This is a genomic window from Pseudomonas sp. B22129 (genome assembly GCF_044218875.1).
Taxonomy (GTDB): domain Bacteria; phylum Pseudomonadota; class Gammaproteobacteria; order Pseudomonadales; family Pseudomonadaceae; genus Aquipseudomonas.
Map to the genome: position 1 here is coordinate 1303088 of NZ_CP162592.1, position 12775 is coordinate 1315862.

Annotated in this window: 10 protein-coding genes, 2 tRNA genes and 1 rRNA gene; 8 read left to right on the plus strand and 5 right to left on the minus strand. The window is 56.5% G+C overall.

The window, feature by feature from the left end:
- Nucleotides 1–228: 228 nt before the first annotated feature.
- The 5 genes from AB4P94_RS05855 to AB4P94_RS05875 form a co-directional block, all read right to left on the minus strand.
- Nucleotides 229–304, minus strand: a tRNA-Ala gene (locus AB4P94_RS05855).
- Between the two features lie 30 nt (nt 305–334).
- Nucleotides 335–411: transfer RNA gene (locus AB4P94_RS05860), tRNA-Ile, on the minus strand.
- A gap of 82 nt (nt 412–493) precedes the next feature.
- A 16S ribosomal RNA gene (locus AB4P94_RS05865) occupies nt 494–2030 on the minus strand.
- 627 nt (nt 2031–2657) lie between these two features.
- On the minus strand, nt 2658–3878 hold the full coding sequence (locus AB4P94_RS05870; RefSeq protein WP_395609788.1) for a CaiB/BaiF CoA transferase family protein: 1221 nt from the start codon (nt 3876–3878) through the stop codon (nt 2658–2660).
- Nucleotides 3879–3890: 12 nt separating this feature from the next.
- The gene (locus tag AB4P94_RS05875) at nt 3891–5072 is read right to left on the minus strand and encodes an acyl-CoA dehydrogenase (protein WP_395609789.1); all 1182 of its coding nucleotides are present in this window, start codon (nt 5070–5072) and stop codon (nt 3891–3893) included.
- 156 nt (nt 5073–5228) lie between these two features.
- On the opposite strand from AB4P94_RS05875, the gene AB4P94_RS05880 reads away from it, so the two are divergent.
- From AB4P94_RS05880 to AB4P94_RS05915, 8 genes are all read left to right on the plus strand, one after another.
- Nucleotides 5229–6128, plus strand: a complete 900-nt coding sequence (locus AB4P94_RS05880; protein ID WP_395609790.1) for a LysR family transcriptional regulator — start codon at nt 5229–5231, stop codon at nt 6126–6128.
- Between the two features lie 451 nt (nt 6129–6579).
- On the plus strand, nt 6580–7701 hold the full coding sequence (locus AB4P94_RS05885; RefSeq protein ID WP_395609791.1) for a Re/Si-specific NAD(P)(+) transhydrogenase subunit alpha: 1122 nt from the start codon (nt 6580–6582) through the stop codon (nt 7699–7701).
- A gap of 15 nt (nt 7702–7716) precedes the next feature.
- Nucleotides 7717–8037, plus strand: coding sequence for an NAD(P) transhydrogenase subunit alpha (locus AB4P94_RS05890; RefSeq protein ID WP_003220416.1), 321 nt, complete (start codon nt 7717–7719; stop codon nt 8035–8037).
- Complete coding sequence (locus AB4P94_RS05895) at nt 8037–9473, plus strand: NAD(P)(+) transhydrogenase (Re/Si-specific) subunit beta (RefSeq protein ID WP_395609792.1); 1437 nt, start codon at nt 8037–8039, stop codon at nt 9471–9473. The genes AB4P94_RS05890 and AB4P94_RS05895 overlap by 1 nt, the downstream gene beginning before the upstream one ends.
- Before the next feature lie 178 nt (nt 9474–9651).
- Complete coding sequence (locus AB4P94_RS05900) at nt 9652–11145, plus strand: acetyl-CoA hydrolase/transferase family protein (protein WP_395609793.1); 1494 nt, start codon at nt 9652–9654, stop codon at nt 11143–11145.
- A 318-nt stretch (nt 11146–11463) separates the two neighbouring features.
- Nucleotides 11464–11679 carry a DUF1127 domain-containing protein gene (locus AB4P94_RS05905; RefSeq protein ID WP_048721398.1) on the plus strand — a complete coding sequence of 72 codons (216 nt, stop codon included), beginning with the start codon at nt 11464–11466 and terminating at the stop codon, nt 11677–11679.
- Nucleotides 11680–12034: 355 nt separating this feature from the next.
- A complete protein-coding gene (locus AB4P94_RS05910) occupies nt 12035–12355 on the plus strand; it encodes a DUF2388 domain-containing protein (protein WP_395609794.1) in 321 nt (106 codons plus the stop codon).
- Between the two features lie 105 nt (nt 12356–12460).
- On the plus strand, nt 12461–12769 hold the full coding sequence (locus AB4P94_RS05915) for a DUF2388 domain-containing protein (protein WP_395609795.1): 309 nt from the start codon (nt 12461–12463) through the stop codon (nt 12767–12769).
- The last annotated feature ends 6 nt before the right edge of the window (nt 12770–12775 follow it).

Genomic DNA, 12775 nt, shown 5'->3' on the forward strand with positions numbered 1-12775 from the left:
GGTTATACTGTGAAGACAACATTCGCCGAAAATTCGAATTTCTCAACTAAGAGAACTCACAAATTTTACCTTAGCCTGATCCGTTACCAGTGAAAGTAACGTTCAGTCTATCTTTCTATCACATACCCAAATTTTTAAAGAACGATCTAATCAAAGACTAGAAATCAACATTCACCATCAACCTGATGGAATGCTCATTTCTAAGCTTTCATAACGTAGAAGCAGTAGTGGTGGAGCCAAACGGGATCGAACCGTTGACCTCCTGCGTGCAAGGCAGGCGCTCTCCCAGCTGAGCTATGGCCCCGTATTTCTACAGGCGTTTCCCACACAAAATTGGTGGGTCTGGGCAGATTCGAACTGCCGACCTCACCCTTATCAGGGGTGCGCTCTAACCAACTGAGCTACAGACCCAATTTCGGGCTGCTTCTTATCGTCTTCTTCAATGAATCAAGCAATTCGTGTGGGAACTTATGGAGCAGCTGATGTCGTCGATTAAGGAGGTGATCCAGCCGCAGGTTCCCCTACGGCTACCTTGTTACGACTTCACCCCAGTCATGAATCACACCGTGGTAACCGTCCTCCCGAAGGTTAGACTAGCTACTTCTGGTGCAACCCACTCCCATGGTGTGACGGGCGGTGTGTACAAGGCCCGGGAACGTATTCACCGCGACATTCTGATTCGCGATTACTAGCGATTCCGACTTCACGCAGTCGAGTTGCAGACTGCGATCCGGACTACGATCGGTTTTATGGGATTAGCTCCACCTCGCGGCTTGGCAACCCTCTGTACCGACCATTGTAGCACGTGTGTAGCCCAGGCCGTAAGGGCCATGATGACTTGACGTCATCCCCACCTTCCTCCGGTTTGTCACCGGCAGTCTCCTTAGAGTGCCCACCATTATGTGCTGGTAACTAAGGACAAGGGTTGCGCTCGTTACGGGACTTAACCCAACATCTCACGACACGAGCTGACGACAGCCATGCAGCACCTGTCTCAATGTTCCCGAAGGCACCAATCTATCTCTAGAAAGTTCATTGGATGTCAAGGCCTGGTAAGGTTCTTCGCGTTGCTTCGAATTAAACCACATGCTCCACCGCTTGTGCGGGCCCCCGTCAATTCATTTGAGTTTTAACCTTGCGGCCGTACTCCCCAGGCGGTCAACTTAATGCGTTAGCTGCGCCACTAAAAGCTCAAGGCTTCCAACGGCTAGTTGACATCGTTTACGGCGTGGACTACCAGGGTATCTAATCCTGTTTGCTCCCCACGCTTTCGCACCTCAGTGTCAGTATTAGTCCAGGTGGTCGCCTTCGCCACTGGTGTTCCTTCCTATATCTACGCATTTCACCGCTACACAGGAAATTCCACCACCCTCTACCATACTCTAGTCAGTCAGTTTTGAATGCAGTTCCCAGGTTGAGCCCGGGGATTTCACATCCAACTTAACAAACCACCTACGCGCGCTTTACGCCCAGTAATTCCGATTAACGCTTGCACCCTCTGTATTACCGCGGCTGCTGGCACAGAGTTAGCCGGTGCTTATTCTGTCGGTAACGTCAAAGCAGCAAAGTATTAATTTACTGCCCTTCCTCCCAACTTAAAGTGCTTTACAATCCGAAGACCTTCTTCACACACGCGGCATGGCTGGATCAGGCTTTCGCCCATTGTCCAATATTCCCCACTGCTGCCTCCCGTAGGAGTCTGGACCGTGTCTCAGTTCCAGTGTGACTGATCATCCTCTCAGACCAGTTACGGATCGTCGCCTTGGTGAGCCATTACCTCACCAACTAGCTAATCCGACCTAGGCTCATCTGATAGCGCAAGGCCCGAAGGTCCCCTGCTTTCTCCCGTAGGACGTATGCGGTATTAGCGTCCGTTTCCGAACGTTATCCCCCACTACCAGGCAGATTCCTAGGCATTACTCACCCGTCCGCCGCTCTCAAGAGAAGCAAGCTTCTCTCTACCGCTCGACTTGCATGTGTTAGGCCTGCCGCCAGCGTTCAATCTGAGCCATGATCAAACTCTTCAGTTCAAACATCTTTGGGTTTTTAAGAAACCCTAAACTTGGCTCAGCAATCGTTGGTTACATCTTTGATTTCTCGCGGAGTAACTTGTGATGCTGATAATCTTGTTGACTATCAGTCTGACTCCACAAGCACCCACACGAATTGCTTGATTCAGTTGTTAAAGAGCGGTTGGTTAAGATCTTTCGTCTCAACCGAGGCGCGCATTCTACAGCAGCCTCATTTGCTGTCAAGTGATTATTTTCAGAAGTTTTCGAAGATTTCTTCAACAACTTCAACCACTTGCGCTTCCGATCTCTCGTTAGCGGGAGGCGAATTCTACAGCGTTACACGCTGCTGTCAACACCTCTTTTTCTCCGCTTTCGACCGAGAAGATCGAAACGTTAATAGAGCCAAACAACACCGCTCTATCAACTCCTTCTGGGCTTCGATGAACTGAAGCAACTCGCTGTCGAATCTCGCATAACTCTTTGTTTACCAAGGAGTTTTCCGTTTCGACTGCGCCGGAAGTGGGGCGAATTATAGACTTCCAGAATCTGCCGTCAACCCTTAATTTTGCTTTTCTATCAATTAGTTAGGATTGATTAAAAAACCACCAGACGCCTCGTAAATTCCCTCTATATAGAAGAGAGCATTCAGACAACCCCCAACAGCCTTAACTCAGCCACGGTTGCAGCCCCCAGCCCCAATACCTCCTGCAGCACTTGCGCGGTGTGCTCTCCCAATAGAGGAGGCGCACTACGGTACTCAACGGGCGTCTTGGACAACCGTATCGGGCTGGCCACCTGGGGCACCATGCCCGCCAGCGCATGCGGCATCGCCATCGCCAACCCACGCGCCTTCACCTGGGGGTCGGCAAACACCTGCGCCAGATCATTGATCGGCCCACACGGCACACCCACTTGCTCTAACTGCGACACCCACTCAGCCGTCGTCTTGAAGACAGTCGCCTGGCGAATCAGCGGAATCAGCTCCGCCCGGTTGGCGACCCGCACCTTATTAGTAGCGAAGCGCGGATCGTCCGCCCACTGCGGCTGCCCGGCCACCTCGGCAAACTTGCGAAACTGCCCGTCATTACCCACCGTCAGAATGAAGTCACCGTCAGCAGTGGGAAAGTCCTGATAAGGCACGATATTCGGATGTGCATTACCCAACCGTTTCGGCGACACACCCGTTGTCAGATAATTCATAGCCTGGTTAGCCAGACAAGCCACCTGCACATCCAGCAATGCCATATCGATATGCTGCCCACCGCCATCATGGTCTCGATGAGCGAGCGCCGCGAGAATCGCTACCGTTGAATACAGGCCTGTCAGAATGTCGGTCAACGCAACACCAACCTTGACCGGACCGGCACCGTCATCCCCCTCAGGCCGGCCAGTGAGGCTCATAAGCCCACCCAGACCCTGAATCATAAAGTCATATCCCGCGCGCGCGGCGTAAGGCCCCGTCTGGCCAAAACCGGTGATCGAGCAGTAGATCAACTCCGGATTGATCTCCTTCAGCGATTCATAATCCAACCCGTATGCGGCAAGGCCGCCTACCTTGAAGTTCTCGATGAGAATGTCGGACTTGGCTGCCAGGTCACGCACCAACTTCTGCCCCTCCGGCCGCGTGAAGTCGATGGTCACCGACTCCTTGTTGCGGTTGGCCGACAGGTAATACGCCGCCTCGCTGGTATTTTCACCATAGGCATCCTTAAGGAAGGGCGGCCCCCACGCACGCGTGTCGTCACCATTACCCGGTCGCTCGACCTTGATGACTTCAGCCCCAAGGTCCGCAAGAATCTGCCCGGACCAGGGGCCCGCCAGCACTCGCGATAAATCCAGTACCCGCAGATGTGAAAGCGCGCCCATGCCGTGCCCCTATTAATAGAAAGCCTGAAGACCGGTTTGAGCGCGTCCGAGAATCAAGGCGTGCACGTCATGGGTACCCTCATAGGTATTCACCACCTCCAGATTGACCAGGTGACGCGCCACCCCGAATTCGTCGGAGATGCCGTTCCCCCCCAGCATGTCCCGCGCCATGCGTGCAATATCCAGCGACTTGCCGCACGAATTGCGCTTCATGATCGAGGTGATCTCGACCGCCGCCGTGCCTTCGTCCTTCATGCGCCCCAAACGCAGGCATCCTTGCAGCGCAAGGGTGATTTCGGTCTGCATATCGGCCAGCTTTTTCTGGATCAACTGAGTAGCCGCCAGTGGACGACCGAACTGCTGACGATCAAGGGTGTACTGGCGAGCGGTATGCCAGCAGAACTCCGCAGCACCCAAAGCGCCCCAGGAGATACCGTAGCGCGCCGAATTAAGGCAGGTGAAAGGGCCTTTCAAGCCACGCACGTCCGGGAAAATGTTCTCCTGCGGCACAAACACGTTATCCATGACGATCTCGCCGGTAATGGAGGCCCGCAAGCCAACCTTGCCGTGAATCGCCGGAGCACTCAGCCCCTTCCAGCCTTTCTCCAGGACAAACCCACGAATATCGCCGGCGTCGTCCTTGCCCCACACCACAAACACATCTGCGATAGGGCTGTTGGTGATCCACATTTTGGCGCCCGTGAGGCTGTAGCCGCCGTCCACCTTGCGTGCGCGGGTAATCATCGCGCCCGGGTCAGAACCGTGATCTGGCTCAGTCAGACCAAAGCAGCCGATCCACTCACCAGAAGCCAATTTCGGCAGGTACTTCTGCTTCTGCGCCTCGGTGCCGAATTCATTGATAGGCACCATGACCAGTGAAGACTGCACACTCATCATCGAGCGATAACCGGAGTCGACACGCTCGACTTCACGGGCTATCAATCCATAGCTGACGTAATTCAAGCCACTGCCACCGTATTGCTCCGGAATCATCGCACCCAACAAGCCGATTTCACCCATCTCCCGGAAGATCGCAGGGTCGGTCTGTTCATGGCGGAAAGCCTCCAGCACACGCGGCGCCAGTTTGTCCTGGGCGAACTGCTCAGCACTGTCACGCACCATGCGCTCTTCTGCTGTGAGTTGTTGATCCAGCAGCAGTGGATCAATCCAGTTGAAGCTTGCCTTGCCAGCCATGAATAAGCCCTCGAGAAGAAATCAGAAGTCGTAGAAGCAGACTAGGCCGGGCAGGCGAGGAGGGCAAACGAGGTTTCAGCATAGGGTTGTGCTAGTTTCTCACTTCGAAATCGCCGTAAATGCCATATATGCGTTTTATAAGTGAGCACAACGTACATGCGCAGAAAAATTCCCAGCACCACAGCGCTCGTCAGTTTTGAAGCCGCAGCCCGCCACGAGAGCTTTACCAAGGCGGCGCATGAGCTTTCCATCACTCAGGGCGCGATTTGCCGACAAATCGCGAGCCTCGAGGAGTTTTTGAGTGTCGAGCTGTTTCGACGCTCACGGCGCGGGGTCAAGCTGACCGAGGCTGGGCTGTCTTATAGCCGTCGCGTGGCCATGCAATTGGACGCGGTGGAGCGCGACACCTTGTCCGTGATGGGCCAACAGGGCACCAATGTTATCGAGTTGGCGGTGGTGCCCACTTTCGGCACCCAATGGCTGATTCCCCGCCTTAAGGACTTTCAAAGCAAACACCCGGAGGTCACGGTCAACCTCACCAACCGCACGCGCCCGTTCCTGTTCGCCGATACCGAGTTCGACGCGGCAATCTACTTTGGCGATGCCGACTGGTCAGGCACCGAATCCCACCGCCTGATGGGAGAAAACCCTGTCCCTGTGTGCAGCCCTCGGCTGCTCGGCTCTCGCAGCCGCTTCAGCCCCCAGGAAATCGCGGAGCTACCACTGCTGCAACAAACCACCCGGCCCTACGCCTGGCGCCAATGGTTCAACGCCAAGCAACTGAACATACCTCGCGACATGACAGGCCCCCGTTACGAGCTATTCTCGATGTTGTCCCAGGCCGCCATGCATGACATGGGGATCGCGCTGATTCCTCCGTTCCTCATTCAGCGCGAGCTGGACGAGAAGCAATTGGTGATCGCGAACCCCGAGAAGCTGACCAGTTCGAAGGCGTATTACCTGATGATCCCCGAAAGAAAGGTCGAGTCGGCGTCACTCCACGCGTTCCGAGACTGGCTGATTGACCAATCGCAACGCTACAGCCCTCGGATTTAAAGGGGAGGCCGTCTACTTGACCTTGTAGTCAGTTATTTTTAAATACTACAGATATACATATATGTCGCATTTAAACAGACTGTACCTGTCAATCAAAAATCTCGCTCAACGCCATGATTATCATGGCCTCCAGCGACTATTACCTGCTAATGCACGACCATTCACGCCAACCATGCAAAAACACGCTATAAACACCTGAAGCCCTTTAAACACCTGTATTTAAAGAGGTTATTTCAGGGTGTTGCGACAATCAGTCACAGGGTGACTTGTAGTTAATTTTTCGTCACCCGTCATAATCCCTTGATGGCCGTAAAGTTCGCCTGCAAAATGCCGCGCCCCGCTGTCATTTCAGCGGGATCGTGCTGATCGGCCGCCCCAGATGCGCCACTCACGGTGCACTGGCCTTTTTACAAAAAGATCAAAAGCAAAAAGATCATGCAGGAGATTTGACGTGCACATTGGTGTTCCTCTCGAAACCCAGACCGGTGAAACGCGGGTGGCTGCCACCCCGGAAACCATCAAGAAGCTGATCGGCCAGGGCCATAAGGTCACTGTACAAAGCGGTGCAGGCATCAACGCCAGCATCGTCGACAGTGCCTATGAAACGGCAGGCGCAACCATTGGCAGTGCCAACGATGCGTTTGGCGCAGAGCTGATTCTCAAGGTGGTTGCCCCCAGCGACAGCGAACTGGCGCTGATCAAAAGCGGCACCGTGTTGGTGGGCATGCTCAATCCGTTCAGCAACGAAACCATCGCCAGGCTGGCCGAACGCGGCATTACCGCTTTCGCCCTTGAAGCCGCGCCGCGTACCTCACGAGCCCAAAGCCTCGACGTGCTGTCTTCCCAGGCCAATATCGCCGGTTACAAGGCCGTGCTGCTCGCCGCGCATCACTACCCGCGCTTCATGCCGATGCTGATGACGGCGGCCGGCACGGTTAAGGCAGCACGCGTGCTGATCCTCGGAGCCGGCGTCGCAGGCCTGCAGGCGATTGCGACAGCGAAACGTCTGGGTGCAGTCATCGAAGCGTCTGACGTACGCCCGGCCGTTAAGGAACAGATCGAATCCCTCGGCGCCAAGTTCGTCGACGTGCCCTACGAAACCGATGAAGAACGCGAATGCGCTGTCGGCGTCGGCGGTTACGCCCGCCCTATGCCAAGCAGCTGGATGCAGCGCCAGGCCGTGGCCGTGCATGAGCGCGCAAAGCTTGCCGATATCGTGATCACCACCGCGCTGATCCCGGGCCGCAAGGCACCCACCCTGCTGAGCGCCGAAACTGTCGCGCAGATGAAGCCCGGCTCGGTGGTCATCGACCTCGCCGCCGCCCAAGGCGGCAACTGCCCGCTGACGGTTGCCGACCAAGTGGTGGTGGAGAACGGCGTGATCATTTGCGGCCCGACCAACCTCGCCGGCGCTGTCGCTGCCGACGCCTCGGCCTTGTACGCGCGCAACCTGCTGGACTTCCTGAAGCTGGTCTTCACCAAGGAAGGGCAGTTTGAAATCAACCTCGAAGACGACATCGTCGCCGCGTGCCTGATGTGCCGCGACGGCCAAGTCATCCGCAAAAACGCCTAAGCAGGGATTCAGACGATGGAAGAGCTTATCTCCCCCGGTATCTACAACCTGATCATCTTTGTGCTGGCGATTTATGTCGGTTACCACGTGGTCTGGAACGTGACCCCCGCGCTCCACACGCCGCTGATGGCGGTGACTAACGCGATTTCCGCGATCGTGATTGTCGGCGCCATGCTGGCCGCCGCCCTCACCGTGACCCCATTGGGCAAGACCATGGGCACCCTGGCCGTGGCCCTGGCGGCGGTCAACGTGTTCGGCGGCTTCCTGGTCACCCGCAGGATGCTTGAGATGTTCAAGAAGAAAGCCCCGAAAGCAAAAGAAGAGGCGCCTAAGTAATGAGCATGAATCTGGTCACGACGCTCTACTTGATCGCGTCGATCTGCTTTATCCAGGCTCTCAAAGGCCTTTCACACCCAACAACTTCGCGGCGCGGCAACCTGTTCGGCATGCTCGGCATGGCGCTGGCGGTGCTCACCACCATCGGCCTCATCTATAAGCTCGGCGCTGAGCTGGCGACCGCCGGCATCGGCTATGTGATTGTCGGCTTGCTGATCGGCGGTACCGCCGGCTCGATCATGGCCAAGCGCGTTGAAATGACCAAGATGCCGGAGCTGGTGGCGTTCATGCACAGCATGATCGGCCTGGCGGCGGTGTTCATCGCGATTGCCGCGGTGGTCGAGCCGCAATCGTTGGGCATCGTCAAACACTTGGGCGACTCGATCCCTGCGGGCAACCGTCTGGAGCTGTTCCTCGGCGCAGCCATCGGTGCCATCACCTTCTCCGGTTCGGTGATTGCCTTCGGCAAGCTGTCGGGCAAGTACAAGTTCCGCCTGTTCCAGGGCGCACCGGTACAGTTCGGCGGCCAACACAAACTGAACCTGGTACTGGGCCTGGCAACACTCGGCCTGGGCTTGGCGTTCATGTTCACCGGCAACCTCACCGCCTTCGCGCTGATGCTGGCCCTGGCCTTCGTGCTTGGCGTGCTGATCATCATTCCGATCGGCGGCGCCGACATGCCGGTGGTGGTGTCGATGCTCAACAGCTACTCCGGCTGGGCAGCGGCGGGTATCGGCTTCTCGCTGAACAACTCGATGCTGATCATCGCGGGCTCCCTGGTGGGCTCCAGCGGCGCGATCCTGTCTTACATCATGTGCAAGGCGATGAACCGTTCCTTCTTTAATGTACTGCTGGGCGGGTTCGGCAACACGGCAGACGCCGGTGCAGCGGCGGGTTCGAAAGAGGCGCGCCCGGTGAAGTCCGGCTCGGCTGATGATGCGACCTTCCTGCTGACCAACGCCGACACCGTGATCATCGTGCCGGGCTACGGCCTCGCGGTGGCGCGGGCGCAGCATGCGCTTAAAGAACTGACCGAAAAACTGACCCACCGTGGCGTCACCGTCAAGTATGCGATCCACCCGGTGGCGGGTCGCATGCCGGGCCACATGAACGTCCTGCTGGCCGAGGCGGAAGTGCCTTACGACCAAGTGTTCGAGATGGAAGACATCAACTCCGAGTTCGGCCAGGCCGACGTGGTGCTGGTACTCGGCGCAAACGACGTGGTCAACCCGGCCGCCAAGAATGATCCGAACTCGCCGATTGCCGGCATGCCGATCCTCGAAGCGTTCAAGGCCAAGACCATCATCGTCAACAAGCGCTCCATGGCCAGCGGTTATGCCGGCCTGGATAACGAGTTGTTCTACCTCGACAAGACCATGATGGTCTTCGGAGATGCCAAAAAGGTCATCGAAGACATGGTCAAGGCCGTCGAATAACACTGCGCCAGCGCAATACAAAAAACCCTGGCCTCCCGTAGGCTGGGGTTTTTTATTGCCGCATGAAACCGACCAAAGGCTCTAAATCGCCGCCTGGCATTCGACCATGGTAGCGGGCCGAATTTTTTTGAAATCACTAAACTGCGCACCTTGCTTCCGTAGCCTGAGATAACAATCCATGTACCGTGATCGTATCCGCTTGCCTTCGTTGTTGAACAAGGTCATGAGCGCGGCAGACGCCGCCGCACTGATCGAGGACGGCATGACCGTCGGCATGAGCGGCTTCACCCGTGCCGGTGAAGCCAAGGCCGTCCCCCACGCCCTGGCCGAACGCGCCAAGACTTCCCCGCTGAAAATCACTTTGATGACCGGCGCCAGCCTGGGCAATGACCTGGACAAGCAACTGACCGAAGCCGGCGTGCTGTCGCGCCGCATGCCGTTCCAGGTCGACAGCACGTTGCGCCGCGCAATCAACGCCGGCGAAGTGATGTTTATCGACCAACATTTGTCCGAAACCGTCGAGCAACTGCGCAACAATCAGCTCAAGCTGCCGGACATCGCCGTGATCGAAGCGGTTGCCATCACCGAACAAGGGCATATCGTGCCGACCACCTCCGTGGGCAACTCAGCCAGTTTCGCGATTTTTGCCAAGCAGGTGATCGTCGAGATCAACCTCGCGCACAACCCGAACCTGGAAGGGCTGCACGACATCTATATCCCGACCTACCGGCCAACTCGCACGCCGATCCCGCTGGTGAAAGTCGACGACCGTATTGGCAGCACCGCGATTCCGATCCCGCCGGAAAAGATCGTCGCCATCGTCATCACCAACCAGGCCGACTCCGCCTCCACCGTGACGCCGCCCGACGCCGATACCCAAGGCATCGCCAACCACCTGATCAACTTCCTCAAGCAGGAAGTGGACGCAGGGCGCATGACCAACAAGCTCGGCCCGCTGCAGGCCGGGATCGGCAACATCGCCAATGCCGTGATGTGTGGCCTGATCGAATCACCGTTCGAAGACCTGACCATGTATTCCGAAGTGTTGCAGGACTCAACATTTGACCTGATCGACGCCGGCAAGCTGAGCTTTGCGTCCGGCAGCTCGATCACCTTGTCGGAACGCCGCAATGCCGACGTGTTCGGCAACCTGGAGCACTATAAAGACAAGCTGGTGCTGCGCCCGCAGGAAATCTCCAACCACCCGGAAGTGGTGCGTCGCCTGGGCATTATTGGTATCAACACGGCGTTGGAGTTCGACATCTATGGCAACGTCAACTCCACCCACGTCTGCGGCACGCGGATGATGAACGGCATTGGCGGCTCCGGGGATTTCGCGCGCAATGCGCACCTGGCGATCTTCGTTACCAAGTCAATTGCCAAGGGCGGTGCGATTTCCAGCGTGGTGCCGATGGTCAGCCATGTGGATCACACCGAACACGACGTGGACATCCTCGTGACCGAGGTCGGCCTGGCCGACCTGCGCGGCCTGGCGCCACGCGAGCGTGCGCGAGTGATCATCGAAAACTGTGTGCACCCCGCGTACCGCGATGCGCTGAACAGTTATTTCAACGCCGCCTGCGCCATCGGCGGCCACACCCCGCACATCCTGCGTGAAGCACTGAGTTGGCACATCAACCTGGAAGAAACCGGGCACATGCTCAAGGCGTGATTGATACAGATGCGGGCTGATGCAAACACAGTTTCATCAGCTCGATACTCTAGCGAGCCATTTCGTAAAAAACTGTACTGCTGTACCGGTCTTTTCTTACCGAAATATCCTACCCGCATCATTGAAAATGCCCATTTCGCACTACTTCAGTGCAGACAGGTACAGTTGCCCAATTTCTGTACAGTACAGCCCCTATAAACAGTTAACTGGGCCCTCACAATACAGGTGAACTGTATCTGGAGAGTCTTGCGCAGGAAGAGGATCATTGGCATCAGTTAAACCACTACCTAATCCCGCCACAAGCGGAAGGATGTCATCATGGAACGTACACTCAGTTCCGATCTGTTCTTCGAAGAAAAAGCTGTAAACACCCAGGCTTCCATGCCTCTGCGCGTTCTCGCCAACCTGATGTTGTGGCAGCGCCGCATCTCCAGCCGCCACCAACTGGCTCGTCTGGATTCGCGCCTGCTGGCTGACGCCGGTATCAGCGAAGCTCAACGCTACGAAGAGCTGAGCAAGCCGTTCTGGCGCTGATTTAGCGCTCGCTGGCCCTGACCTGCCGGGTCCACTGCCAGCAACCTGATTTGTCAAAACAAAGCCCGCCCCGGGAAACCGGAGGCGGGCTTTGTTGTTTCTGACGTTTGGGTTTGAAAGGGAGAACCAAAGGCGAAAACCGAGAATAGGTACAGTTTAAAAAACATAGAAATTAAGCAGTACAATTTAAACTCAACGCATCTATATCACTTCCCCAACGGATAAACGGCAGCTTAAGATCCATATCCCACGTGGCGAACCTTGTAGAGCGGGCGTCTGATGCTCAAAGCAACAATGTCCGTTTCACAGTGGCCGTTTGGCGCCGCTTTAATTGTTCTTCTACAGGAGTCATTTCATGTCCCGTCTTCGCCTGCTGAGTGTTGCCGCCCTGTTGGCCGTTGCCGCCAATGCCAGCGCCTCCAGCCTCATCGTGACCACCGATTCGATCGTCGGCGCATTGAAAGCCACTTCCGATGCCAGCTCCGACGCCACGTCCTCCCTGCGTGACAACAAAGTCGTGCAGGCCGCCCGCGATGACGCCGCCAGTTTCGTCGCCAGCGAAGGCGCCATCCGTGGCGTGAAGCTGGAAAGCGCCCTGGCACAGATCCGCCAACAAGCGCCACAGCTCAGCAGCGCAACTGACACGCAACTGGCCCAAGCCATTCTGGCGATTTAACGGCAGATGAAATTTGGAGGCGCCAGCCGCTTCCAAATGTGTCAACGCTGGCCCTCGCCGGGGCATTAGGCTAGCCTTGGCGCTCGCTTTCAGTTGTCGAGTCCCATGGCTTTTTCTTACCGCCTGTTGATTGTTCCCGTATTGATTTCTGCCTGCTGGTCGCCCTTGGTTTCGGCCTTTGATATGACGACCCAGAACACCGTCATCAGTGCGTACGCCACCAGCAAGGTGACCTCCGCACCCTTTGACAAAAAGTTAGTCATGGCCGCCCAGGATGACGCTGCCGCGTTTATCGCCACCGATGGCCAATGGCGGGGCGCACGGCTGGAATCCGCACTGGATTACCTGCGCCGCACCCAGCCAAAACTTAACGCCAGCGACCTTGAACTGGCGCAAGCAATTCTCGTCCAATAATCATCT